Genomic DNA, 25482 nt, shown 5'->3' with positions numbered 1-25482 from the left:
ATGCACCTCGCAGTTGGAGAGCGCCGGGAGGGATTTGAAGCAGGTCGAAAGGGAGGTCGTCTTCATCAGTGCGCCACCCCTGCGGCGACGCTTTCGTCGATGAAGCGGCCTTCCTTGAAACGGTCGAGGCCGAATTGGTCGGTCAGCGGCGAGTGGCCGCGTGCGATCAGCTCGGCCATACCATAGCCCGAGCCCGGGATCGCCTTGAACCCGCCGGTGCCCCAGCCGCAATTGACGAAGATGCCCTCGACCGGGGTTTTCGACAGGATGGGCGAGCGGTCACCGGTCATGTCCACGATGCCGCCCCATTGGCGCAGCATCTTGAGGCGCGAGATGATCGGGAAGGTCTCGACCAGCGCGCGGGTGGTTTCCTCGACATGGTGCCACGAGCCGCGCTGGGTGTAGTTGTTGAACCCGTCCGTGCCGCCGCCGATCACCATCTCGCCCTTGTCCGATTGCGACATGTAGCCGTGCACGGTGTTGGCCATCACGACCACATCCATGCAGGGTTTGATCGGCTCGGAGACCCAAGCCTGCAGCGCCACGCTCTCGATCGGCAGACGGAAGCCCGCCATCTCGGCCATGACCGAGGAGTGCCCCGCGACGACGATGGCGAGCTGTTCGCAGTCGATCTCGCCCTTGCTGGTCGAGATACCCTGCACCTTGCCGCCTTCGGTGCGCACGCCGGTCACTTCGCATTTCTGGATGATATCCATGCCCATATCGGAACAGGCCCGCGCATAGCCCCAGGCCACCGCATCGTGCCGTGCCGTGCCGCCGCGCTTTTGCAGCAGCGCGCCCAGCACCGGGTAGCGCGGCCCGTCGATATTGATGATCGGCACGAGATCCTTGACCTGCTGCGGCCCGATCCATTCCGTGTCGATGCCCTGCAGGCGGTTGGCGTGCACCGTGCGCTTGTAGCCGCGCACCTCATGCTCGGTCTGGCCCAGCATCAGAAGACCACGCGGCGAGAACATCACGTTGTAGTTCAGATCCTGGCTCAGATCTTCGTAGAGCGCGCGGGCTTTCTCGTAGATCGCCGCCGAGGGATCCTGCAGATAGTTCGAGCGGATGATCGTGGTGTTGCGGCCCGTATTGCCGCCGCCCAGCCAGCCTTTCTCGATCACCGCGACATCGGTGATGCCATGCACCTTGCCGAGGTAATAGGCGGTGGCGAGGCCATGCCCGCCCGCCCCAACGACGATGACCTTATAGCGTTTCTTCGGCTCGGGGGAGCGCCAGGCTCGTTCCCAGCCGCGATGGAAGCGCATCGCCTCACGTGCAACGGCAAACATCGAATAGCGTTTCATGAGCGCGCCTCCGAGCAGTCTCGACTCTTTCGCCTTTGTGATGGACCGGGGCGGCGGACGAAAGCCCCCCTGTTGCGGCATCGCAGGGAAAAAAGCGACATGGGCCTGCGACATCGAGTTCCATTCACGCGCTAGACCCTTTCGGCGCGGCGTCATCTCGCCTAAATGGGGAACGAAGGATGAGGAGACGCCATGCTGTTCTGGATTATCGCCGCCGCGCTCGTTGCGGTCATCGCGCTTTTGTTCGCCCTTGCGCTGCTGCGTGGGCGCGGCGAGGACGAGATGGCCCCTGCGGCCTCGTATGACGTGCAGGTCTATCGCGACCAGCTGCGCGATCTGGAGCGCGACGTCGAACGCGGCGTCACCTCGCGCGAGGAAGCCGACCGCGCGAAGCTGGAGATTTCGCGCCGGATGCTCGAGGCCGACCGCAAGGCACAGGCAGGCTCCGATCTCGGCCGCGCGCCGAAAGGGGCGACCATCGCAGTCGTGCTTGGCGTCGTCGTGATTTTCGGCGGGGCATTCGCGCTTTACGATTACGTGGGGCAGGACGGGTACGAGGACCAGCCCATCGGCGTGCGTCTTGCAGATGCAGACAAACTCTATGACAGCCGCCCCTCGCAGGCCGAAGCCGAGAAAATGGCAAAAGCCCGCGCGACCGCCCCCCAATCCAACCCGGACCCACAATTCCTCGCACTGATGAAGAAGCTGCGCGAAGCCGTGGCGAAAAAGCCCAACGATCCGAAAGGTCTCGAATTGCTGGCACGCAACGAGGCAACGCTGGGCAACTTCGATGCCGCATGGAAGGCGCAGCAGCGTCTCGTTGCGACTAAGGGAGATTCTGCGACGGCGCAGGATTACGCCGAACTGGGCGACATGATGGCCGTGGCGGCAGGCGGAATGATCACGCCCGAGGCGGAGAAAGTCTTCGCGACCGCACTGACGATGGATCCGAAGAACGGGCTGTCGCTCTACTATGTCGGCCTGATGATGCTGCAGAACGGGCGTGCCGACCGCGCGTTCCGCTTCTGGGACAGCGCATTGCGCAACTCGGAGAATAGCGACCCCTGGGTGCCGATGATGCGGCAGAACATCGAGGAACTGGCATGGCTCGCGGGCGAGAAGGACTACACCCCGCCCAGACCGCGCGGCGCCCCCGGCCCGTCGCAGGCCGATGTCGCGGCGGCGGCGGATATGTCGCCCGAGGCCCGTCAGGACATGATCCGCTCGATGGTGGAGCGGCTGAACGACCGGCTCGCGCAGGAAGGCGGCAGCGCGGATGATTGGGCACGTCTGATCTCCTCGCTGCGCATGATCGGCGAGGTCGACCGTGCCGATGCGATCTATGGCGAAGCGAAGGGCAAATTCAGCTCGCGCCCGGAAGACATGGCGAAGATCGACGCGGCCCATCAGGCGCCCGCTGGTCAGGCGCTCAAGGATATGGGCGGCGCCTCGGCGGGGCAAAGCGCACCGCAAGCGGCACCCGCCCTCCCCGGCCCGAGCGCCCAGCAGATGAAGGACGCGCAGTCCATGACGCCCGAGGAGCGCCAGCAGATGATCCAGGGGATGGTCGACGGTCTCTTTGACCGGCTGACCACCGACGGCGGCACGCCGCAGGAATGGGCCCGCGTGATCTCGTCGCTCGCGACTCTGGGCGAGAACGCACGCGCCAAGGAAGCCTGGGGCGAGGCGCAAAAGGCGCTGGCGGACAACCCGGACGCGCTAGCTCAGGTCGAGGCGGCGGCGAAATCGGCAGGTGTGGCGGAATGATCTGCGAGACGATCGAAGAGTTCGCCGAAGCGATCCCCCGCATGGGCGGGGTCGCGGGGCTCGATCTGGGCACCAAGACCATCGGCGTCGCGGTGTCCGACGGGCTGCGCTCGGTCGCGACGCCGCTCTCGACGATCAAACGCAAGAAATTCGGCGTCGATGCCGAGGCGCTTCTGAAGATCGTGGCGGAGCGCGAGCTGAAGGGCCTGATCCTCGGCCTGCCGAAGAACATGGACGGGACCGAGGGCGCGCGTTGCCAATCGACCCGCGCCTTCGCTCGCAACCTGAGCCGTCTCACCGATCTGCCGATCAGCTATTGGGACGAGCGGCTGAGCACGGTCGCCGCCGAACGCGCGATGCTGGAGGCCGATATGTCGCGCGCCAAGCGCGCCGAAGCGATCGACCACGTCGCGGCCAGTTTCATCCTGCAAGGCGCGCTGGATCGGCTGCGCTATCTGGGGGCGGCATGAACGATCCGCAAAACACCGACGACATCTGGAAACGCGCCGAGATCGAGAGCCCCTGCGTCAAGCTCTGCCAGATCCACCCCGAGGCGCGGATCTGCATCGGCTGCTACCGCACGATGGAAGAAATCGGCGCATGGTCGCGGATGACGCCCGAGGCGCGCCGCGAAGTGATGGCGGAGCTGCCCGAGCGCGCGCCGCAACTGCGCAAACGCCGGGGCGGACGCGCGGGGCGGCAGGACCGCTGAGCGCTTAAGCGCCAGCCCCTTTCGCCGGGAAGACGAAGCAGCGATCACGGCGGATCATCAGCCACATCGGCGTGCCGGGCTTCGGCAGGAAGACGTTCGGGACGCTGGCGCGCAGGATCGTGCCGTCGAAATCCATCCGAAACTCGACGAGGCTCTCGCGGCCCAGGAAGCGCGCGCGTTCAACGACGCCACGCGCGGGCGTGCCGTCCTGCGGCGTCGGAGCGGGGCCGCGCCCTGCCCGGTCGAAATCGATCTTTAGATGCTGCGGGCGGATCACGATGTCGATCTCGGTCCCGTCCGCATGGCCCGGCGTCAGGAAATCGCCGAACGCGGTCACGGTCAGCGCGTCTTGCACTTGGCCCTTGAGCACGTTCACATCCGAGAAGAACGCTGCCGCCGCCCGGTCCACCGGCGCGTTATAGAGGTTATAGGGCGCACCGCGCTGCACGATCTTCCCGCCGCGCATCAGCAGGATCTCATCGGCCATCCGCATCGCCTCATGCGGCTCATGCGTGACCAGCAGAACGGCCGTGTTTTCCTCTTTCAGAAGCGCCAGCGTCTCGTCGCGGATATCGTCGCGCAGGCGCTCGTCCAGTCCCGAGAAAGGCTCGTCCATCAAGAGGATACGCGGCCGGGGCGCAAGCGCACGGGCCAGTGCCACGCGCTGCTGCTCGCCGCCCGAAAGCCCGTGCGGATAGCTGTCGCGATGCCGCGTGAGCCGCACCTTCTCGAGCAATTCCGTCACGCGGGCGCGCTTCGCTGCCGCGTCGCCCTTGAGGCCGAAGGCGATATTCTCGGCCACCGTCAGATGCGGAAACAGCGCGAAATCCTGAAACATCAGCCCGATCGCGCGTTGCTCGGGCGGGATGCGAAACACCGTGTCGCAGATCAGCTTACCATCGACGTAGATCTCGCCCGTATCCTGCATGTCGACGCCCGCGATCAGCCGCAGCGTCGTCGACTTGCCGCAGCCCGAAGGCCCCAGCAGACAGGTCACCTGCCCAGCGGGGATCGCGAAGGACACGTCATCGACGACGGCCAGCCCGTCGAACACGCGGCCAAGCGCGCGAACTTCAAGCCGCGGAGGGGGTAATTGTGCGCTCATGCAGCGAAATCTCGACCGAAAGTGTCAGGCAATGCAGGGCGGGAGATAGCAGCCCCCCGCCCCCCAAGCAAGCCCGGCAGGTCCGCCAGACCGGCTTAGATCGAGATGTTGTTCAGCCCGCCATCGAGCATCACGTTCTGCCCGACCATGAAACCCGCATGAGCCGAACACATGAAGGCACAGGTCGCGCCGAACTCCTCGGGCGTGCCGTAGCGGCGCACCGGGATCGTCGCTTCGCGCTGCGCTTTCGCCTCCTCGACCGAGATGCCCTTCGTCTTCGCCGCCGCCGTATCGAGCGACACCGCACGGTCGGTCGCATGCAGGCCCGGCAGCAGGTTGTTGATGTTCACGCCATATTCGGCGACCTGCCGCGAGGTGCCCGCAACGAAGCCCGTCAGGCCCGAGCGCGCGGAGTTCGACAGGCCGAGCTGCGCGATCGGCGCGCGCACGGATTGCGAGGTGATGTTGACCACCCGGCCCCAGCGTTGCTCGATCATGGCAGGCAAAACCGCCTGCATCATCGCGATCGGGGCGAGCATGTTCGCGTCGAGCGCCGCGATGAAATCGTCACGCGACCAGTCGCGCCAGTTGCCCGGGGGCGGGCCGCCCGCATTGGTCACCAGAATGTCGACCTCGCCCGCTTCGCTCAGCACCGCCGCGCGCCCCTCGGGCGTGGTGATGTCGGCGGCCACGGGCGTCACGGTCACCCCGGTCGCAGCCATGATCTCGTTCGCGGTCGCGGCCAGCGCATCGGCACCCCGCGCGTTCAGCACGATCTCGACGCCCGCCTGCGCCAGCGCCATCGCGCAGCCCCGTCCAAGCCCTTTCGACCCCGCACATACGATCGCCTTGCGGCCCTTGATCCCAAGATCCATCGCGCCCTCTCCTTTACTGTCATTCTCCGGCGTGATCTGGCGGGGACCTTCGCACGAAACACCGCGCGCCGCCCTGCCAGCTTCGCCTCGGACAGTAGCTTGCGCGCGGGGGAGGACAAGCGCGCTGTCGCCGCTTGACCATCGGGAGCAGCCCGCGGTAAGCCGATGCGATCCATCAGTTTCAGACTGCCCGGCAGGGCGAGGGAGAGCGCGTGTCCAACCCGAGCCAGATCGTTCACGTCTTCGAGGCCGAGGATATCTGGGTGACCTCCGGGGCCAATCATGGCGACGCGCTCGGCCTTGCCGAAGACTGCGAACCCGGCGACATCTATCAGCTTCATCGCGCCGCCAAACCGCTTCGCCTCGTGCTGGCCCAGCAAGGCGCCGCGCCGATCGTGGCGCAGGGCTCCGAGATCGGCGCGCCGGGCGATGCGCTCGCGCTGATCGCGCGGCACCTGCTGATCACGCCCGAGGGCGACACGGTCGACATTCTGATGATCCGCCACGACGCCACGGATGCGCTCTATGCGCTGCCGCTTTCACCGATGGCGGCGCGCTTCGATTACACGCTTCTGGAAGCCAGCGAAGACCCCGGCGAGGCGCTGCTGTCGGACCTCGTCTGTGTGGCCTTCACCACCGGGACGATGATCACGCTGGCAGGTGGCGCGCAGATGCCGATCGAGCAACTCACTCCGGGCGCGCGCGTGCTGACCCGCGACAATGGCCCGCAACCGGTGAAGCTGGTGGCGAAGGCGACGATGCGGGCACTGGGATCTTTCGCGCCGGTCGTGATTTCGGCGGGCGTGCTGGGCAATGAGGGCGATCTGGTGATCTCGCCCCATCACCGCGTGTTCCTCTATCGCCGCGGCGTGCACAAGCTGGGCGACACGTCGGAAATCCTCGTGCAGGCCAAGCACCTCGTCGATGGCGAGAATGTCTGGCAGCGCGAGGGCGGGTTCGTCGATTACTACGCGCTGGTCTTCGACCGGCACGAAATCATCTATGCCGAGGGCATCCCGGTGGAGAGCCTGATGGTCTCGGAGGCAACGCTCTCGCTGCTTCCCGAGGAACTGGGCCGCGAGATCTCGAACCGCCTGCCCGACCTCGCCCATCGTCAGCATTTTGGCACGGAAGCCACGCGCGAACTGCTGGACCGGATCGGACGCGAGAAGCTGTTCCGCAAGCGCAAGGACTGAGGGCGGAGGGGGCGCTGCCCCCGCTTGCTGCGCAAGCCCCCCGGGATATTTAAGCCAAGAGGAAGACGTTAGCCGTTCAGCACGTCGAGCGCGGCTGCGTGGATCTCGGGCGACGCCGCAGCAAGCACCTGCCCGCCGCGATGGGCCGGACCGCCCTGCCAGTTGGTGACAAGACCGCCCGCTGCCTCGATTACGGCGATCGGGGCCGCCACGTCATAGGGCTGCAGCCCCGCCTCGACGACCAGATCGATCTGACCGGCGGCGAGCAGCGCGTAGGCGTAGCAATCCATCCCGTAGCGCGTCAGCCGCACCTGCTGCGACAGCCGCGCGAAGGCCGCGCCTTCGTCGGGCGTGCCGACTTCGGGGAAGGTGGTGAAAAGCGTCGCGCTGTCGAGCCCGCGCCCGCTGCGCACGCCGAGATCGCGCCCGCCATGCGGCCCCTCCAGCGTCGCGCGGCCGAAGCCGCCGGTGAAACGCTCTCCGATATAGGGCTGGTCGATCACGCCCATCATCGGCGCGCCAGGACCATCCGCTTCCTCGGCGCATAGCGCGATCAGCACGCCCCATGTCGGCGTGCCCGACAGGTAGCCGCGCGTGCCGTCGATCGGGTCGAGCACCCAGGTCAGGCCGCTCTCGCCGCGGGTCACGCCGTGCTCTTCGCCATAAATTCCGTCTTGCGGGCGACGCTCCGCGATCAAGGCGCGCATCGCGGCCTCTGCAGAGCGGTCGGCCTCGGTCACCGGATCGAAACCACCTTCGAGCTTGTTATCCGCGCCGATCCCGCCCACGGGCCGGAACTGCGCCAGGGTCTCGCGACGCGCGCAATCGGCAAGGTCATTGGCCAGCGCGGCGAGCGCCGCACGGGTATCGGTGTCGAGATCAAGCATCGGTGTCCTCCCCGGGCCGTGCCGTCACCGCAACCGCCCCCCAGAAATGAGATAAGGGGAGCGGTAACCGCCCCCCTTCTCCGGGTCAAGCTGCCGACCGCCCCACATTCGGTCGCCAGTTGCGCCTAAACTCGTCTGCGTGGCGCTCAGGCCGCGTCGGACAGCACCTTGGCCAGTTCGAACAGCCGGCGGCGCTGCGCCTCCGGGATCGCGTAATAGGAACGCACGAGCGCGAGCGCCTCCTTGTCGGACAGAATATCCCCCGCCACTTCCGGTTGCATCCCGCTGTCTTCCGCGAGGCCCTCGAAGAAGAACGAGATCGGAACCTCGAGCGCATCCGCGATATCCCAGAGACGCGACGCCGAGACGCGGTTCATCCCGGTTTCGTATTTCTGAATCTGCTGGAATTTGATCCCAACTTTGTCCGCAAGCTGTTGTTGGGTCATCCCAATCATCCAGCGCCGGTGCCGGATCCGCTTGCCCACGTGGACATCAACCGGATGCTTCATACTCTTTCCCCTTTAAGCCAATTTCACCCGCAAACTACCGTGCGCTGAGTGTGGCCTGCGCGGGTAAAATCGCAAACCTGTCTAAAAAGACAGGGAATTTGCGGCTTTCCGCAGCACACCTAACCTAAAGGATAGGTCGCCCGCTATTCGCCTTCCGCGTGTTTTGCGATTTGCAAATCAACGACTCAGGTGCCGTAGGGGAAGATGGTGGCGCTAACCGGTCTTTCACGAGGGATTGATTCGCGCGTCAACCCGCGGATCGGACCTGCCGCGGGGCCGTTTCCGACGCCGGATGTGCGGGCTGGTCCTGATCTCTCGCGCGGTTTATCACGGGCAACGAAGGGTCCACCCGCTTGGCCGACCCGCCTCAAGACACAACCTGCCGGAGCATTCGATGCGCGCCTATGTTCAGACCGCCCCCGGGCAACGCCCCGAACTGACCGAAACCCCCTTGCCCGCGCCGGGGCCCGGCGAGGTTCAGGTGGCCATCCGGGCCTGCGGCCTGAACTTCGCCGACCTGCTGATGATCGAGGGGAAATACCAAGACACCCCCACCCCGCCCTTCACGCTCGGGATGGAGCTCGCGGGAGAGGTCATCGCGGCGGGCGAAGGCTGCACCCTCGCTCCAGGCACGCGCGTTGCGGTCTTTGCGGGCCAAGGCGGGCTGGCGGAGGCGGGCAATTTCCCGGAAAGCCGCTGCACCCCGATGCCGGACGCGATGTGCTACGCGCAGGCGGCGGCCTTCCAGATCGCCTATGGCACCAGCCACGTGGCGCTGGAGACGCGCGCAGCGCTTGCCGAGGGCGAGACGCTGGTGGTTCTGGGCGCGGCTGGTGGTGTCGGCCTCACCGCGGTCGAGATCGGCAAGAAGATGGGCGCGCGAGTGATCGCCTGCGCGCGCGGCGAGGCGAAGCAGCAAATCGCGCGGGACGCCGGAGCCGATGAGACGCTCGACAGCGAGAGCGACGACCTCAAGGGGGCCATCAAGGCGCTTGGCGGCTGTGACGTGGTCTATGACGCGATCGGCGGCCCGGCGGGCGAAGCGGCGTTCCGCGCGCTGAAGCCCGGCGGGCGTTACCTCGTGATCGGCTTCGCCAGCGGCAGCCAGCCGAAGCTGCCGCTCAACCACGCGCTGGTGAAGAATATCGCGATCCACGGGCTCTACTGGGGTGGCTATCTCAAGCTCGACCCGCAGGTGCTGACCGGCTCGATGGCGCGGCTGTTCGACTGGTTCGCGCAGGGCGGCCTCAACCCGCATATCGGCGCGACCTATCCGATGGAGCAGATCCCGGACGCGCTGGAGGATCTGCGCGCGCGCCGCTCCACCGGCAAGCTGGTCATCGAGATCGGCGCTCAGGCATAGGCCTCGCGGAGCATGGCGCGAAACGCGTCGACCGGGTCGCCGGTCAATCGTCCCGTGTCATAAAAGCAGATGCGAGAGCGGCCGATCGCCGGCAGGCCGCTCTCGGGCCCCAAGGCCACGCAGCCCAGCGGGATATATCGCGACAGCCGCACCGCGACGCCCATATCGGCAGCCACCGTTGCGCTCGCCATTTCGTCGGATTGTCCCTCGAAAGCGGATTTCGCTTCGATCCCGACCGATTCAAGCGCCTCCAGCGCCGCATCATAAAAGGCGCAGCTTTCCTCGATCGACAGCATCAGCGGGCGCTCGCAAAAGGCCCGCCCGAGCTGCGCGCCAATCCAGACCAGATCATCGGAAGCCAGCACCTCGGCCTCGTGTCCGGGCTTATCTTCGGTGGTCAGGATAATATCCAGCTCCCCCGCATCGAACATCCGGCGCAGCACCGACGAACGGCGCGAGACAAGCTGCAGGCGCACCATCGGCCATTGCTCGGCCATCGCGCGCAGCAGGCCAGGCATTTGCGGGCTGACCAGATCATAGGGCAGACCGAAGCGCACGGTCACCTCGGCATCTGTCGCGCGCAGCCGCGCCAGCGCCGCATCGTTCTCGGCACAGATCCGGCGGGCGTGGTCCAGAAGCGAGCGCCCCGCACGGGTCAGCGCCATCTTGCGGTTCGCCCGGTCGAAGAGCCCCTTGTCGAGCGCCTCCTCCAGCCGACGGATCTGCATCGAGACCGCCGATTGCGTCAGGTTCAGAAGTCGCGCCGCCTGCGTCACCGACCCGGTCTCGGCGACAGTGAGGAGCGCCCGCAGCGCCGCGATATCGAGGTTTTGCGCCATGTCCGCCCATCCATCACGTTTCGTGATGCTTATTAACACAATCATTCGTTTTCATCATCAATAAACTTGCGCCATCCTTCTTTGCAGGAACGATCTGCCACGGAGGATGAGACGATGACCTTCCTGACCCGGCGCAACGCCGCCTGCTGCGCCCCTGCCCGTCCCGCACGGCAGGGCCTCTTTGCGACCCTCGCTCGCATGGCCGCCTATCACCGGTCGCGCCGGGCGCTCGAGCGCCTTGATTCAAGGCTTCTCGACGACCTCGGGCTGAGCGAGACCGAGGCCGCATTCGAGGCACGGCGCCGGATTTGGGACGCCCCCGATCACTGGCGCGCGGGCCGCTGAGACAAAAGACGTGAAAACAGTGTGAAAGGGCGCATTTTCAGGCAGCCCCAAATCTTGAATTTCGGGGCTGCTCTGCCAATATCGGTAGCGAAACCGGTCCGAGGGACGACCGGGAGATATAGTTGGAGGTGCTGATGGCTGATTTCGAAACGATGCGGACCCCCCAGGCGGGCACGCGTCAGGCTGCGATTGACGAGGGTCTTCGCGCACATATGAACAAGGTCTACGGGCTTATGTCGCTGGCGATGCTGGTGACTGGGGCCGTGGCGTTTGGTGTGGGTACGAACCCGGCGCTCGTTGCCGCGATCTTCGGCTCGGGCCTCAAATGGGTTGTGATGCTGGCTCCGCTGGCGATCGTCTTCGCCTTCGGTGCGATGATCAACAAGATGTCGACGAGCACGGCGCAGATCGTGTTCTTCGTCTATGCCGCGCTTATGGGGCTGTCGATCAGCTTCATCTTCGCCGCCTATACCGGCATCTCGATCGCGCAGACCTTCCTCGTGACGGCGATCTCCTTCGCGGGTCTTTCGCTTTACGGCTACACCACGAAGCGCAACCTGAGCGCGATGGGCTCGTTCCTGATGATGGGTCTGATCGGCCTGATCGTCGCGTCGATCGTGAACATCTTCCTCGCCTCCTCGGCGATGGCCTTCGCGATCTCGGTGATCGGCGTTCTGATCTTCGCGGGCCTCACGGCTTACGACACGCAGAACATCAAGAACACCTACCTGCAGCTTGCTGCCAGCGACTCGGAGTTCATGGGCAAGGCCGCCATCATCGGCGCGCTGCAGCTCTACCTGGACTTCCTGAACCTGTTCATGTTCCTGCTGCAATTCATGGGCAACCGGAACTGATCCGCGCCCAAGCCAGACAATGAAAGCCCCGCCCATCCGGCGGGGCTTTTTCATGTCAGCCCATCCGCAGCGCCATATCGAGCATACGGTTGGAGAAGCCCCACTCGTTGTCATACCAGCCGAAGACCCGGATCAGCCCGTGCTGGGTCGCGCGTGTCTCGGGCAGCGCCATGACGATGCTCTCGGGGCGCGCACGCAGATCAGTGGAGACGAGCGGCTTCCCGGTCGTGCCGATCACGCCACCCGCGTCTTGCAGCACCGCGTTGACCTGTTCGACCGTGGCGGGGTTTTTCACCGTCACCGCCAGATCGACCGCCGACACGGAGGCCGTGGGTACCCGCACCGCCTGCGCAATCAGGCGACCGGCGAGATCGGGGAGCACCTCTTCCATCAGCTTGCCCGCAGAGGTCGTCGTCGGCACCATCGACAGCGCCGCCGCGCGCGAGCGCTCCATCGGGCCGCGCGGCTTGTCGACCGTGGGCTGCGAGCCGGTATAGCAATGCACCGTCGTCATCGAGCCGGTGACGATCCCGAATTCCGCATCGATCAGCCGCGCAAGCGGCGCCAGCGCATTGGTGGTGCAGCTTGCGTTCGAGACGATCTTCTGCCCGTTCAGCGCCGCGTCATTGGCGCCCAGAACCACCGTGATCTCCGCCGCTTTCGCAGGTCCCGAGATCAGCACGCGGGCTGCCCCGCCTGCGATCCCCTGCCCTGCAATCTGCGTACTGTCGGCGCGGCCGGTGCATTCCATCACCAGATCGACATGCGACAGATCGAGCGTGGAGATATCATCCGCGCGGTGCAGCGCGATTCGGGTGCCGTTGATCACCAGCGCACCCTGTTCCAGCCCGACACTCCCGCGCCACGGGCCGAAGACGCTGTCATATTCGAAGAGGTAAGCGAGCATCTCGGGCGCTTCGATATCGTTGACGCCCACGATCTCGAGCCCCGGCCAGCGCGCAGGCACCTCCGCCCAGGCGCGCAGCACCGAGCGACCGATCCGTCCGAACCCGTTTATGAAAACACGCATCTGGCGCACCTCCTGCAAACGCCCTTAGCGCCGCAGGGCGCCAAGGGAAAGTGCGCGATTGTCACCGATACGAGAGACTTCAGGCCGACAGTTCGTGCGCGGTGATCTGATAGGTGAAGTCCTTGGCGTCGAGATAGTCGCGGCGTTTGCCGTCGATCTCGGCCTGCGGATACATCAGATAGGGCAGCTCCGGCCCGTCCGAGCCCGGCAGATCCACGTCATGCGCGTAGTTATAGCCGATCCAGTTGCCTTCCCATGCGCCGAACAGCTTCGCGCGCACGTCGACCACCTTGGGGTCTTTGAGGCCCAGATGGCCCTCGCCTTCCTGCAGCATCACCTTGCGCACATCGGCGGCGTCCGCAGGCACCCAGCCGAAGCCGCTGAGCCAGACTTCCGAGCGGCAATGCTGCGCGCCGGTGGCGTCGTCGGATTTCAGGCCGAGGCTCTTGTAGCCGAAGCGCGAGGGCGCGACGCGGATGCCATAGACATCACGTGCGGGCAGACCGGCAGCCCGCGACAGCCCGACGAAGAGCGCGTTGAGATCGGCGCATTTGCCCGACAGATCGCCCGAGGTCAGCATGAAGGAGATATCGCCCAGACCGCAGCCCGGCGTCTTCGGATTGCGCACGGTGTTCTCGACGATCCATTCGTAGATCGCGCGGGCCTTCTCCAGATCGCCAGTCTTCCCGCGGGTGATCGAGTCGGCGGTCTGCTTCACGATCCCGTCGGTCGGCAGCAGCTTGGTCGCGGCGGTGAAGCGCGCACGCTCGACCTCGTCGAGCGGCTCCACGTCGCCCGGCTTGCTCAGATCGACCACGAAGTCCTGCGTCTGCGCTTGCGTCGTCAGGGTCAACTCGCGCGGGCCGTCGGAGGCGCCCCAGACCGCATGCACCATCGGCGTGCCGGTGTCGGACGCATTCACGATCTGAACTTCGTCCGCATCGCTTTCCCAGTTCACCGCGCCGGGCTTCATCCAGCCGTCGCCATGCACGGAGGGTACCGGCACCCAAAGCTGCGCCGTCTCACCACCGCCGGGCAAGCTGACCTTGGTGACCAGCTCGAAGCTGCGCCAGCCCGTGGGCTTGGGGTCGAACGCGGCCATCGCGCCGCGCGGACTCGCCGCCAGCGCCATCGAAGCCGCACCGAGTTGCAGAAGACGCCGTCTGTTCAAAGCCATGTCACCACTCCGCTGAATACTGGGCGCGTTCTACGCCCACGTCCCTGCAAGAACAAGGCAGCAGTTCGGTCAGCCGAAACGCCCGGTGATATAGTCCGAGGTGCGCTCGACCCGCGGGCGGGTGAATATCTGCGCGGTCTCGCCCTCTTCGATCAGCTCGCCCAGATACATGAAGGCAGTGCGATCAGAGACGCGGCTCGCCTGTTGCATGTTATGGGTGACGATGGCGATGGTGAACTGCTCCTTGAGCTGGTGGATCGTCTCTTCCAGCTTGCCGGTCGAGATCGGATCGAGCGCGGAAGCCGGCTCGTCGAGCAGGATCACCTCCGGCTCCACCGCGATGGTGCGCGCCACGCACAAACGCTGCTGCTGACCGCCCGAGAGAGACTGGCCCGAGCTTTGCAGCTTGTCTTTCACCTCGTCCCAGAGTGCCGCGCCCTTCAGTGCCGCCTGCACCCGGTCGTCGATCTCGGATTTCGCGTAATTCGCGAGACGCAGGCCGAAAGCGATATTCTCGTGGATCGTCATCGGGAAGGGCGTGGGTTTCTGGAACACCATGCCCACCTTCGCGCGCAGCCGGTTCAGATCAACCTTCTTGCCAAGGATATTCTCGCCATCGAGCAGCACCTCCCCCGTCGCGGTCTGCTTCGGATAGAGGTCATACATCCGGTTGAGCACGCGCAAGAGCGTGGACTTGCCGCAGCCCGACGGGCCGATGAAGGCGGTCACGCGGTTCTCGGGCAGGTCGAGATTGATCGATTTCAGGGCTTTGAAATCACCGTAGTAGAAATCGAGGTTCTTGATCGAGATGCGCGATTTCGGCGCGGGATCGACCCCGTCGAAGGTCATCGGCGAGCGTTCGCGGGTGAGGGTATCCATCAGTGTTTCTCCTTCTTGGAGGTGACGAGGCGGGCGACAATCGACAGCGCCAGCACCGCGACGGTGATGAGAAGCGCGCCAGCCCAGGCAAGGGACTGCCAGTTGTCATAGGGCGAAAGCGCGAATTGGAAGATGGTGATCGGCAGCGAGGCCATCGGCTGTGTCAGATCGAGGCTGAAGAAGTTGTTGGACAGCGCCGTGAAAAGAAGCGGCGCGGTCTCGCCCGAAATCCGGGCGATGGCCAGCAGCACGCCGGTCACGATCCCCGCCATCGCCGCCTTGTAGGCGACCGTGCGGATCACGATCCAGCGGGGCCAGCCCATCGCAAGCCCCGCCTCGCGCAGCTGGTCGGGCACGAGGCGCAGCATGTCCTCGGTGGTGCGCACGACGATCGGGATCACGAGGATCGCCAGCGCGACCGAGCCCGCGAGCGCCGAGAAATGCCCGAGGCTGATGACGAGCACCTGATAGACGAAGAGGCCCACAATGATCGAGGGTGCCGACAGCAGGATGTCGTTCACGAAGCGGATCACCTTCGACAGCTTCGCATAGCGCCCGTATTCGGCCATGTAGGTTCCGGCGAGGATACCGATCGGCGTCCCGATCGCCACTGCAATCACCGACATGATCACCGAGCCGAGGATCGCATTGCGCAAGCCTCCCGGCTCCATCGGCGAAGGCGTGTCTTGCGTGAAGACGGAAAGGTTCAGCGCGCTCGCCCCCTTGTAGAGCAGGTAGAGCAGGATCACCGCCAGCACGAAGAGGCCGAGCGCCGCCGCCCCCGTGGACAGCGTCATCATCACCGCGTTGACGGTCTTTCTGCGGGTCATCGAAGCCATGTCTTACGCTCCCGACTTTTGCTTCATGCGCTTGAGCATCCATTGGGCAGCGGCAAGCACGATGAAGGTGAGGATGAACAGAACGAGGCCCAGCGCGATCAGCGACGAGGTGTAGATCGGCGTCGTGGCCTCGGTGAATTCGTTGGCGATCGCCGCCGAGATCGTGGTGCCCGGCGCGAGGATCGAGCCCGAGATGCGATGCGCGTTGCCGATCACGAAGGTCACGGCCATCGTCTCGCCCAGCGCGCGGCCAAGCGACAGCATGATGCCGCCCACCAGCGCGGTGCGCACATGCGGGATCACGATATGGCGGTTCACCTCCCAGCGGGTCATGCCCATGCCATAGGCGCTTTCACGCAGCATCGGCGGCACCGTCTGGAAGATGTCGCGCGCGAGCGAAGCGATGAACGGCAGGATCATCATCGCTAGGATCAGCCCCGCGGTCAGCATCCCGATCCCGTAGGGCGGGCCCGCGAAGAGGGTGCCGATCACCGGGACATGGCCCAGCGTGTCGATCAGGAAGGGCTGGATATAGCTCTGCATGAAGGGCGCGAAGACGAAGAGGCCCCAGATGCCGTAGATGATCGAGGGAATGCCGGCGAGCAACTCGATCGCGATCCCAAGTGGGCGGCGCAACACGCGCGGGCAGGTCTCGGTCAGGAAAATCGCGATGCCAAGCCCCACCGGCACCGCGATGACCATCGCGATGATCGAGGTGACGACCGTGCCGTAAAGCGGCGCCAGCGCGCCGAACTTGTCGGTCACCGGGTTCCATTTCGCGGTCCACAGGAACGGCAGCCCGTATTCCTTAAACGCCGGCCACGCCCCCATGACGAGCGAGGCGAACACGCCCAGAAGAACCATCAGCACCACCACCGCAGCGGCCAGCGTCAAAGAGCCGAATATCCGGTCGGACTGGGCCACCGGGCGCGTGCTCTTCACGCCGCTGTCGTAATCGCTTGTCGCCGTCATCGCGCACTCCACTCAAAACCGCAGAAAGGGAGGGCCGCAGATGCAGCCCTCCCCCGAAGGTGTGTATGGCAGGAAGGATCAGTGGTTCATCGACCAGACAGCGTTGCCGTCCTCGCCTTTGATCTGGCCCCATTCTTTCTTGATCTGAGCCACGACGTTTTCGGGCATCGGGATGTAGTCCAGCTTGGCGGCAGCATCGCCACCGTTCGCATAGGCCCAGTCGAAGAACTTCAGCGCTTCGGTCGAAGCTGCACCGTCCTTGGCGTCCTTGTGCATCAGGATGAAGGTCGCCGCGGTCATCGGCCAGGTCTTGTCGCCCGGCTGGTTGGCGAGGATGACGCCGAAGCCCGGCTGGCTCGACCAGTCGGCATTGGCGGCGGCAGCGGCGAAGGCTTCGGCCTTCGGCGCGACTTTCTTGCCTGCTTTGTTGATCATGTCCGTGTAGGTCATGTTGTTCTGCAGCGCGTAGGCATATTCGACATAGCCGATCGAGTTCTTCGTCTGATCGACGTTCGCAGCCACGCCCTGGTTGCCCTTGGCGCCAAGACCCACCGGCCATTCGACAGCGGTCGAGACGCCGATGTCGTTCTTCCAGGTCTCATCGACCGAGGCGAGGTAATAGGTGTAGTTGAAGGTGGTGCCCGAACCGTCCGAACGGTGGACAACGGCGATCGCCGCGTCGGGGAGTTTCACGCCTTCGTTGAGCTTGGCAATGGCCGGATCGTTCCACTTGGTGATCTTGCCTTCGTAGATCTTCGCCAGCGTCTCACCGTCGAGAACCAGCTCGCCCGGCTTGATGCCTTCGACGTTCACGACCGGAACGATGCCGCCCATGACGGTCGGGAACTGAACCAGCGTGTTCTTCTCCAGCTCGTCGCCGCCCAGCGGCTTGTCGGACGCGCCGAAGGTCACGGTGCGGGATTCGATCTGCTTGATGCCGCCGCCCGAGCCGATGGCCTGGTAGTTGAGGCCCGTGCCCGTCTTCTCTTTGTAGGTTTTCGCCCAGGCCGAGTAGATCGGATAGGGGAAGGTCGCGCCGGCGCCGGAGATGTCGGCGGCCTGCACCGCGGCGGCCGAAGCCAGCGTCGCACCGGCAATCGCGGCGGTGAGGGTGAGGCGGGTGATGAACATTGAACAGTCCTCGCTGTCAGAATTCGGAAGCTATGAACGCGGTAACGAAACTCGTCCCGTCCGCTGGGTGCACTCATGACGGGGCTTTTTGACAGCTATGTAACAGTCGCGATTGCGTGACAGGGCGTGATAATCTGGCGGTTTTAGGGGCTTCGGGATCACGCTCCCCGCTTTGCGAAATCCCCTGAACTGGCAGGGAACAAGACGCTTTCACACGCGCCCGACCATCACGCCGAAATCGCGACGTCGCGAGGCATGGATGTTTTCAGCCGACCCCTACGTAAATTTCGCCGAGAAAATGACAGTCCGCAGGCGATTTTTGTGACGGTTTCGGTGTCACGAAGCGGTCGCGAAGGCCAGATTGCCCTGCCCTCGCGACTCAGATTCAGCTCGTGCGGCGAGCGAACGCCGCACGAGCTGACTCGCGACAGAGTTCACAAGATCACGTGCGGCTCGGGCACACCGACAAAGGGCGCGCGCAGCAGATAGGACAGACCCTGATCCGCATCGGGATCGGTCATCCCCTCAAGCGCGCTCGTGACCAGCACGTCGCGCATATCCGCGCCCCCGAAGGCCGGACAGGTGCTGTTCTTCCCCGGCAGATCGAGATGATGGGTCATGCGGCCTTCCGCATCGAAACGGGCCACTCGCCCCGAACTCCAAAGCGCGCACCAGAGACCGCCCTCGGCATCCACCACCGCACCGTCGGGATAGAGGCCCTCGGATGACAGATCGAGAAACAGCCGACGCTCGCCCTCGGGCCAGCCATCCTTATCGAGCGACTGACACCAGACCTTCCGGCTGGGCGTATCCGCGAAATAGGCCGTGCGACCGTCGAGCGTGAAGCAGATAGCGTTGGGGATCGAAATCCCCGAGACGAGCCGGCGCAGCTCGCCCCGATAATAGCGATAGATCGTGCCGCGCCCGCGCTCCGCCTCTTTGCCCATCGTGCCGAACCAGAAGCCGCCCTGCCGATCCGCCCGCCCGTCATTCGAGCGGGTGCCGGGATCGTCGGCCTCCACTTCGACGAGCGGCTCGAGCGTGCCCTCGCCGATGTGGAACAGCGACAGGCCGGTCTCGGTCGCGAGGATCATCCGCTCGCGATCCACCCAGCCTGCCGCCGAGGCCATGCCCTCGAACTGCCATTCGAGCGGGCCGTTGGCATCGCGCGTCAGCAGCTTGCGGTTCAGGATATCGAACCAGAAGAACTGGCTGCGCTCGGGATGCCAGAACGGCCCCTCGCCCAGTTCGCAAACCCTGTCATCGAACACGCTCATATGAATCCTCCCGCAATTTGCGGAAGCCTCTCACCCCTGCAGGTCTTCGGGCAAGAGGTTCTCGGGAATGTTCTGGAAACAAACGGGCCGCAGGAAACGCCGGATCGCGAGCGTGCCGACGCTGGTCGCGCCGAAATTCGTGGACGCCGGATACGGCCCGCCATGAACCATCGCGTCGCAGACCTCCACGCCGGTCGGGAAACCGTTGGCGAGCACCCGGCCCGCCTTGCGCTCCAGCACCGGCAGCAGCCGTCCGGCCAGCGCCGCATCGCCGTCATCCATATGCAGCGTCGCGGTCAACTGCCCCGAGAAGCTGCGCGCGACCTTCATCATCTCGTCGTCATCCTTGACCGTCACGATCAGCCCGAGCGGGCCGAAGACTTCCTCGGAGAGGACTTCGTTCTCCAGCCAATCGGCGGCGGAGACGCGGAACAGGTAGGGTTTCGCCTCGCGCCGGTCGCAAACCTGGGTCAGCAGTTGCTGAACGCCCCCGGCCTCCTCGAACCGCGCGGCGCCCTTGCTATAGGCTTCGGCAATGCCGTCGGTCAGCATGACCTGCGAGCCGCCCGCCTCGAGCGCTGCGAGAGCCGCGTTCACGAACGTCTCGCCCTCGGAGCCTTCCCGAACGACCACGATGCCAGGATTGGTGCAGAACTGCCCCGCGCCCATCATCAGCGAGGCCGCCCAGCCCACGCCCAGATCCTCACCGCGCGCTTTGATCGCTTCCGGCAGCAGGAACATCGGGTTGACCGACCCCAGTTCGCCGAAGAAGGGGATCGGCTCGGGGCGTTGCGCGCAGAGGTCGAAAAGCGCCTTGCCGCCGCCCAAGCTGCCGGTGAAGCCCACCGCCTTGATCAGCGGGTGCTGCACCAGCCCCTGCCCCACATCATGCGAGCCGCCTTGGACGAGGCTGAACACCCCCTTGGGCATTCCGCATTTCTCGACGGCGGCCTTGATCGCTTCGGCCACGATCTCGCCGGTGCCGGGATGCGCCGGATGGCCCTTCACCACGACCGGGCAGCCCGCCGCCAGCGCCGAGGCCGTGTCGCCGCCCGCCGTCGAAAACGCGAGCGGGAAGTTCGACGCGCCGAAGACCGCGACCGGGCCGATGGGACGCTGGATCATCCGCAGATCCGGGCGCGGCAGGGGCTGGCGATCGGGCAGCGCCTTGTCGTGGCGGCGATCCAGATAGTCGCCCTTACGGATGTGATCCGCAAACAGGCGCAGCTGGCCGGTGGTGCGCCCGCGCTCGCCATTCAGGCGCGCTTCGGGCAGGCCGCTTTCCTGCGTGCCGATTTCGGTGATCGCCTCGCCGCGCGCCTCGATCTCGTCGGCAATCGTCTCGAGGAACTTGGCGCGGGTCTCGCGGCTCGAATAGCCATAGTCCCAGAACGCCTCCTCGGCCGCTTCGCAGGCGGCATTCACCATCTCGACCGTGCCCATGCAGAACTCGTGCGAGGGCCCATGCGCCGGGTCAGAGGTGAAACGGGTCTCGGTCTTTACCCAATCGCCTGCGATCAGATGCTTGCCATGCGGGGTATAGGTCATTTGGTATCCTTCAGAATTCGAAGTCTTCAACAGCGGTGCGGCGGCCCAGCAGGAACGCATCGGCCACATGCACCATCGGCGCGAGATCCACATCGGATGCGCCCTGCCGCACCAGCTCTGCCATGCGGGCATAGAGTGCGGGATATTCTTCCATGATGCTCTCGGCACCCTCGGCTTTCGTGCCGCCGATCTCAAGGACGTTGCCACCAAGGCGCAACGCCATCGGCCCGGCATCGGTTTCCAGCGCGATATCCCAGGTCTGGGGGCCTTCCTGCCGCCAGTCGAAATCCGCCTCGATCGCGCCGGTAAAGTTCAGCCGCGCGGCGATGGGGGCCTGTCGGTTGGCGGGAAACTCCAGCTCCGCCGAGGTCAGGTGAACCGGCGCGGGCAGAATCTCGGTCAGGATCGAAAGCGCATTGATGCCCGGATCGAAGACGCCCATGCCGCCGGGCTCGAACACCCAATCCTGCCCGGGATGCCATTTGCGCACATCCTCGCGCCATGTGATCCGGCCCGAATGAATCTCACGCTCCGCGAGCCACGCCTTGGCCGCCGCGACCGCATGGGCCATGCGAGAATGCCACGTGGCGAACAGCGTCAGACCGCGACCGGCGGCCATCGCCTCGAGCGTATGCACCTCGGCCAAGGTCGCCCCGGGCGGCTTTTCGAGCATCACGTGCCGTCCGGCCTCCAATGCGGCGCGCGCAGCCAGAAAGCGCGGCACGGGCGGCAGACACAGGCTCACCACCTCGATCTCGGGATGGGCGGAGAGCATCCCCTCGATCTGCGTATAGGCGGGCACCCCCTCGACCGTGCCATGCCGCGAAACCGTCGCGGCCAGTTCCCAATCGGGGCTGGCAGCGATTGCGGGCACGTGCTGATCCAGAGCGATCTTGCCGATACCGACGAGCGCGAGTTTCATCAGTGACTGTCCTTTCCGACCGGGTTGCCCCGGCAGCCGACGAGGAAATCGAGATCGGCCCCGGTATCCGCGCCCATCACATGCGCCTGATGCAGCCACGCATAGCCACCTTCCGGCCGCTCATGGCTCGGCTGCCACTTCGCAAGGCGCTCGGCCAGCTCCGCGTCCGAGATTTCGAGCGTCAGGCTCCGGTTCGGCACGTCGAGCGAGATCATGTCGCCGTTTTGCACGACCGCCAGCGGCCCACCGGCCGCCGCCTCGGGCGAGGTGTGCAACACGACCGTTCCGTAAGCCGTCCCCGACATCCGCGCATCCGAGATGCGGACCATATCGGTGATGCCCTTCTTCAGCACTTTCGGCGGCAAGCCCATGTTGCCTACCTCGGACATGCCCGGATAGCCCTTGGGACCGCAATTCTTCAGCACCATCACGCAGGTCTCGTCGATATCGAGCGCGTCGTCGTTGATCTTCGCCTTGTAGTCGTCGATATCCTCGAAGACGACGGCGCGCCCACGGTGGGTCAGCAGATGGGGGCTGGCGGCGGACGGCTTCAGAACCGCCCCTTTCGGCGCGAGATTGCCGCGCACCACCGCGATGCCGCCCTGATCGGTCAGCGGCTTGTCGGCGGGCAGGATCACGTCCTCGTTCCAGTTCACGACGTCCTTGACCTCGTCCCAGATCGCCCCGCCCGACACGGTCAGCACGTCCTTGTGGAGCTGCCCCGCCTCGCCCAGACGTTTCAGCACGACCGGCAGACCACCCGCGTAGAAGAACTCTTCCATCAGGTATTTGCCCGACGGCATCAGGTTCACGATGGTCTTCACGTCGCGTCCGCAGCGGTCCCAGTCATCGAGCGTGACATCCACGCCCACGCGGCCCGCCAGCGCCAGAAGATGCACCACCGCATTGGTTGAGCCGCCGATCGCGCCATTGGTGCGGATCGCGTTCTCGAAAGCCTGCTTGGTCATGATGTCGGAGGGTTTCAGATCGTCCTTTACCATCTGCACGATGCGCCGTCCCGAAAGCTGCGCCATCACGCGGCGGCGGCTGTCCACCGCCGGGATCGCGGCATTGCCCGAGAGCGCCATGCCGAGCGCCTCGGCCATGCTCGCCATCGTCGAAGCCGTGCCCATCGTGTTGCAGGTGCCCGAGGAGCGCGACATCGAGGCTTCGGCTTCGAGGAATTCCTCCTGCGTCATCTCGCCCGCCTTCACGGCCTCGGAGAATTTCCACAGATGCGTGCCCGAGCCCACGCGCTCGCCCCGGAAATAGCCGTTCAGCATCGGCCCGCCGGTCACGACGATGGACGGAATATCACAGCTCGCCGCTGCCATCATCAGCGACGGCGTGGTCTTGTCGCAGCCCACCAGAAGCACCGCCCCGTCCATCGGCTGGCCGCGGATCGTCTCTTCGATCGCGAGGGCTGCAAGGTTGCGAAACATCATCGCGGTCGGGCGGAACGTGTTCTCCGAGGCCGAGAAGACCGGCACTTCGACGGGGAAGCCGCCGGCCTCCCAGATGCCCGCCTTCACCTTCTCGGCCAACTCGCGCAGGTGGCCGTTGCAGGGCGTCAGATCCGACCATGTGTTGAGGATGCCAATGATCGGGCGCCCGTCGAACAGGTCATGCGGATAGCCTTGGTTTTTCATCCAGCCGCGGTGGTAGATCGTGTCGCGCGTATTGCCGCCATACCATTCCTGCGAGCGCAGTTTGCGGGGCCAAGGGGCGGGTGTGAAAGCCATATCGGACCTCAGAGGCTGGCGACGGCCACGGGGGCCGACGCGTCGGAGTTGCGGGCGAGCGGATTGCGTAGCGCGAGTCCAAACGCGGGGCATTCGATCTCGAACACGTCCCCCGGTTCGGCGCTGATCCCGTCGGCGAAGCTGAGCGTCGCGGTGCCGAAGAAATGCACATGCACATCGCCTGGATCGCGGAAGGGCGCGTATTTGAAGTGGTGATGTTCGAGATTGGCGATGGAGTGGGACATGTTCGCCTCGCCCGACAGGAAGGGCTTTTCCCAGACCATCTCACCATCACGCAGGATGCGGCTGGTGCCTTCGACGCTTTCGGGCAGATCGCCCACCAACATCTCGGGGCCGAAGCTCGCCGGGCGCAGCTTGGAATGGGCGAGCCACAGGTAGTTGCCGCGCTCGGTGACGTGGTCAGAGAACTCGTTGCCCAGTGCGAAGCCCACGCGCACCGGCTGCCCGTCGGGCGCGATGACGTAAAGCCCCGCGACCTCCGGTTCCTCGCCACCATCGAGCGCGAAGCTCGGAGATGTCAGCGCAGCCCCCGGCGCGACGGCGGCCAAACCGTTGCCCTTGTAGAACCACTCGGGCTGCACACCCACCGAGCCAGCGGCGGGCTTGCCACCCTCCAGCCCCATGCGGAACATCTTCATGCTGTCGGTCATCTCCTCGGTGACCTTGGTGTGCATCGCATCGCGAGTGGAGGCGGAGCCCAGATGGGTCAGCCCCGTCCCGGTCAGATGCAGATGCGCGGCATCGGGATGATCGAGCGGCACCAGCATCCGCCCCTCGGCATAGGCGGCCTCCAGGTCCACCTCGTCCCCCTGCCCGCGCGCGGCGATCTCGGCAGCCAGATCGTGCCCGGCGGCGATGGCGGCCAGCGCCAGATCGCGGGTCGAGGTGACACCCGGAACCAGATGCGCGGGGCCGTTGTCGCGCACGGCCACGGCGCGCGATCCGTCGGCAAGGGTCAATTGCGAGAGCAACATCTCAGGCTTCCTTGTTCTTGTTGTAGACATCGAAGAAGACGGCGGCGAGCAGCACGAGCCCCTTGATGACCTGTTGGTAATCGATGCCAATCCCGAGGATCGACATGCCGTTATTCATCACGCCCATGATGAAAGCGCCGACAACCGCGCCGATGATCTTGCCCGAGCCGCCCGACATCGAGGCGCCCCCGATGAACACGGCCGCGATCACGTCGAGCTCCACCGCGAAGCCCGCCTTCGGGGTCGCGGTATTCAGACGTGCGGCGAAGACGAGACCAGCGAGCGCGGCCAGAAGGCCCATGTTCACGAAGGTCAGGAAGGTCAGCCGCTCGGTGCGGATGCCCGACAGCTTGGCCGCCTTCGAGTTGCCGCCCACGGCGTAGACCCGACGGCCCAGCGTGGTGCGTTCGGTCACGAAGACATAGATGATCGTCAGGATCACCATCGACAGCAGCACGTTCGGCAGACCGCGGAACCATGCGAGCTTCCACGTCACGAAGAGAAGCGCCACGGCGACGATCGCATTGCGCAGCACGAAGAGACCAAGGGGTTCGCCCTCGATCCCGTAGCGCGCATCGCGCGACCGCGCCCGCAGGCCCAGCCACACGAGCAGCACCACAGCCGCGACACCGACCGCCAATGCCAGCATGTTCGGACGTCCCACGCCGAACGGATCCGCGATGAACCCCGTCGAGAGCGCCTGAAACGATTTCGGGAAGGGGCCGATCGACTGCCCTTCGAGCAGCCAGAGCGACAGCCCGCGGAACACCAGCATCCCCGCCAGCGTCACGATGAAGGAGGGGATTTTCCAATAGGCCACGAAATAGCCCTGCACCGCGCCGATCGCCATGCCCATCACGAGGCACGCCGGGATCGCCACCGCGACCGGCAGGTCCATCGACACGATCAGCACCGCGGCAAAGGCCCCGATAAAGCCCATCACCGAGCCGACCGAGAGGTCGATATTGCCCCCCACGATCACCAGCAACATGCCCAAGGCCATGATGATGATGTAGCTGTTCTGCAGGAACAGGTTGGTGATGTTGACCGGCTTGAGCAGCGTGCCGCCCGTCACGATCTGGAAGAACAGCATGATCGCGATCAACGCAAACAGCAGTCCGTATTCACGGATGTGGCGCGCGATATAGGCGCCGATCCCAAGGCCTCCCGAGGGCTCGGAATTCGCTTGTTCGATCTGGTCCATGACT

General features: G+C 65.2%; 25 protein-coding genes. 7 read left to right on the top strand and 18 right to left on the bottom strand.

Going from position 1 to position 25482, the window contains the following annotated elements:
• Positions 1–65 precede the first annotated feature (65 nt).
• Positions 66–1310, bottom strand: a complete 1245-nt coding sequence (locus ACZ7GB_RS08380) for a sarcosine oxidase subunit beta family protein (protein WP_078520286.1) — start codon at positions 1308–1310, stop codon at positions 66–68.
• A gap of 192 nt (positions 1311–1502) precedes the next feature.
• On the opposite strand from ACZ7GB_RS08380, the gene ccmI reads away from it, so the two are divergent.
• The 3 genes from ccmI to ACZ7GB_RS08365 are packed head-to-tail and all read left to right on the top strand — an operon-like array spanning position 1503 to position 3789.
• Positions 1503–3077 carry a c-type cytochrome biogenesis protein CcmI gene (ccmI, locus tag ACZ7GB_RS08375; RefSeq protein WP_472158274.1) on the top strand — a complete coding sequence of 525 codons (1575 nt, stop codon included), beginning with the start codon at positions 1503–1505 and terminating at the stop codon, positions 3075–3077.
• Entirely contained in the window at positions 3074–3547 is a 474-nt protein-coding gene (gene ruvX / locus ACZ7GB_RS08370) for a Holliday junction resolvase RuvX (RefSeq protein ID WP_078604559.1), read from the top strand. The genes ccmI and ruvX overlap by 4 nt, the downstream gene beginning before the upstream one ends.
• The gene (locus ACZ7GB_RS08365; RefSeq protein WP_078548071.1) at positions 3544–3789 is read left to right on the top strand and encodes a DUF1289 domain-containing protein; all 246 of its coding nucleotides are present in this window, start codon (positions 3544–3546) and stop codon (positions 3787–3789) included. Before ruvX ends, ACZ7GB_RS08365 begins: the two co-directional genes overlap by 4 nt.
• A 4-nt stretch (positions 3790–3793) precedes the next feature.
• Here the strand turns inward: ACZ7GB_RS08365 and ACZ7GB_RS08360 are convergent, their stop codons facing one another.
• Entirely contained in the window at positions 3794–4894 is a 1101-nt protein-coding gene (locus ACZ7GB_RS08360; RefSeq protein ID WP_472158273.1) for an ABC transporter ATP-binding protein, read from the bottom strand.
• Positions 4895–4989: 95 nt separating this feature from the next.
• A complete protein-coding gene (locus ACZ7GB_RS08355) occupies positions 4990–5769 on the bottom strand; it encodes an SDR family oxidoreductase (protein WP_472158272.1) in 780 nt (259 codons plus the stop codon).
• 212 nt (positions 5770–5981) lie between these two features.
• On the opposite strand from ACZ7GB_RS08355, the gene ACZ7GB_RS08350 reads away from it, so the two are divergent.
• Positions 5982–6965 (top strand): Hint domain-containing protein, encoded by a 984-nt coding sequence (locus tag ACZ7GB_RS08350; RefSeq protein ID WP_472158271.1) that lies wholly within the window; start codon positions 5982–5984, stop codon positions 6963–6965.
• A 68-nt stretch (positions 6966–7033) separates the two neighbouring features.
• Here ACZ7GB_RS08350 and ACZ7GB_RS08345 read toward each other — a convergent pair whose 3' ends face one another.
• Positions 7034–7852 carry an inositol monophosphatase family protein gene (locus tag ACZ7GB_RS08345; protein WP_083079015.1) on the bottom strand — a complete coding sequence of 273 codons (819 nt, stop codon included), beginning with the start codon at positions 7850–7852 and terminating at the stop codon, positions 7034–7036.
• 146 nt (positions 7853–7998) lie between these two features.
• Positions 7999–8361: a helix-turn-helix domain-containing protein gene (locus tag ACZ7GB_RS08340; RefSeq protein WP_078541876.1), complete on the bottom strand. Its 363-nt coding sequence runs from the start codon at positions 8359–8361 to the stop codon at positions 7999–8001.
• A gap of 394 nt (positions 8362–8755) precedes the next feature.
• Between ACZ7GB_RS08340 and ACZ7GB_RS08335 the strand changes: the two genes are divergently transcribed.
• Entirely contained in the window at positions 8756–9724 is a 969-nt protein-coding gene (locus tag ACZ7GB_RS08335) for an NADPH:quinone oxidoreductase family protein (protein ID WP_472158269.1), read from the top strand.
• On the opposite strand, the gene ACZ7GB_RS08330 is transcribed toward ACZ7GB_RS08335, so the two are convergent.
• Positions 9715–10563: a LysR family transcriptional regulator gene (locus ACZ7GB_RS08330; protein ID WP_168173857.1), complete on the bottom strand. Its 849-nt coding sequence runs from the start codon at positions 10561–10563 to the stop codon at positions 9715–9717. The genes ACZ7GB_RS08335 and ACZ7GB_RS08330 overlap by 10 nt on opposite strands.
• 114 nt (positions 10564–10677) lie before the next feature.
• Here ACZ7GB_RS08330 and ACZ7GB_RS08325 point away from each other — a divergent pair, with 114 nt between their 5' ends.
• Both ACZ7GB_RS08325 and ACZ7GB_RS08320 read left to right on the top strand, forming a co-directional pair.
• Positions 10678–10908 (top strand): DUF1127 domain-containing protein, encoded by a 231-nt coding sequence (locus ACZ7GB_RS08325; RefSeq protein WP_078541879.1) that lies wholly within the window; start codon positions 10678–10680, stop codon positions 10906–10908.
• Between the two features lie 134 nt (positions 10909–11042).
• On the top strand, positions 11043–11762 hold the full coding sequence (locus ACZ7GB_RS08320; RefSeq protein WP_078541880.1) for a Bax inhibitor-1/YccA family protein: 720 nt from the start codon (positions 11043–11045) through the stop codon (positions 11760–11762).
• A 55-nt stretch (positions 11763–11817) separates the two neighbouring features.
• On the opposite strand, the gene ACZ7GB_RS08315 is transcribed toward ACZ7GB_RS08320, so the two are convergent.
• The 12 genes from ACZ7GB_RS08315 to mmsB all read right to left on the bottom strand — a co-directional run bounded on the left by ACZ7GB_RS08315 (position 11818) and on the right by mmsB (position 25478).
• Entirely contained in the window at positions 11818–12792 is a 975-nt protein-coding gene (locus tag ACZ7GB_RS08315; protein WP_472158268.1) for a type I glyceraldehyde-3-phosphate dehydrogenase, read from the bottom strand.
• A gap of 79 nt (positions 12793–12871) precedes the next feature.
• The gene (locus tag ACZ7GB_RS08310) at positions 12872–13969 is read right to left on the bottom strand and encodes a transglutaminase domain-containing protein (protein ID WP_472158266.1); all 1098 of its coding nucleotides are present in this window, start codon (positions 13967–13969) and stop codon (positions 12872–12874) included.
• 69 nt (positions 13970–14038) lie between these two features.
• Complete coding sequence (gene pstB / locus ACZ7GB_RS08305) at positions 14039–14818, bottom strand: phosphate ABC transporter ATP-binding protein PstB (RefSeq protein ID WP_253732416.1); 780 nt, start codon at positions 14816–14818, stop codon at positions 14039–14041.
• 29 nt (positions 14819–14847) lie between these two features.
• Positions 14848–15687, bottom strand: coding sequence for a phosphate ABC transporter permease PstA (gene pstA, locus ACZ7GB_RS08300; protein ID WP_472158265.1), 840 nt, complete (start codon positions 15685–15687; stop codon positions 14848–14850).
• A gap of 3 nt (positions 15688–15690) precedes the next feature.
• Positions 15691–16659, bottom strand: a complete 969-nt coding sequence (gene pstC / locus ACZ7GB_RS08295) for a phosphate ABC transporter permease subunit PstC (RefSeq protein WP_078601616.1) — start codon at positions 16657–16659, stop codon at positions 15691–15693.
• A 78-nt stretch (positions 16660–16737) separates the two neighbouring features.
• Positions 16738–17790, bottom strand: a complete 1053-nt coding sequence (pstS, locus tag ACZ7GB_RS08290) for a phosphate ABC transporter substrate-binding protein PstS (protein ID WP_078548091.1) — start codon at positions 17788–17790, stop codon at positions 16738–16740.
• Between the two features lie 434 nt (positions 17791–18224).
• A complete protein-coding gene (locus tag ACZ7GB_RS08285) occupies positions 18225–19073 on the bottom strand; it encodes an SMP-30/gluconolactonase/LRE family protein (RefSeq protein ID WP_472158469.1) in 849 nt (282 codons plus the stop codon).
• Positions 19074–19097: 24 nt separating this feature from the next.
• Entirely contained in the window at positions 19098–20615 is a 1518-nt protein-coding gene (locus tag ACZ7GB_RS08280) for an aldehyde dehydrogenase (NADP(+)) (protein WP_472158263.1), read from the bottom strand.
• Between the two features lie 10 nt (positions 20616–20625).
• Positions 20626–21537 (bottom strand): Gfo/Idh/MocA family protein, encoded by a 912-nt coding sequence (locus tag ACZ7GB_RS08275; RefSeq protein WP_472158261.1) that lies wholly within the window; start codon positions 21535–21537, stop codon positions 20626–20628.
• Positions 21537–23279, bottom strand: coding sequence for an L-arabinonate dehydratase (gene araD / locus ACZ7GB_RS08270; protein WP_472158260.1), 1743 nt, complete (start codon positions 23277–23279; stop codon positions 21537–21539). Before araD ends, ACZ7GB_RS08275 begins: the two co-directional genes overlap by 1 nt.
• A gap of 8 nt (positions 23280–23287) precedes the next feature.
• Positions 23288–24274 carry an AraD1 family protein gene (gene araD1, locus ACZ7GB_RS08265; RefSeq protein WP_472158258.1) on the bottom strand — a complete coding sequence of 329 codons (987 nt, stop codon included), beginning with the start codon at positions 24272–24274 and terminating at the stop codon, positions 23288–23290.
• A gap of 1 nt (position 24275) precedes the next feature.
• Positions 24276–25478: a multiple monosaccharide ABC transporter permease gene (gene mmsB, locus ACZ7GB_RS08260; RefSeq protein ID WP_078520305.1), complete on the bottom strand. Its 1203-nt coding sequence runs from the start codon at positions 25476–25478 to the stop codon at positions 24276–24278.
• Between the last annotated feature and the right edge of the window lie 4 nt (positions 25479–25482).

This window comes from Thioclava sp. PTB-PU3-1 (assembly GCF_055666785.1).
The sequence above is the reverse complement of the archived record's forward strand: the minus strand, read 5'-3'. Positions and strand labels throughout refer to the sequence as shown.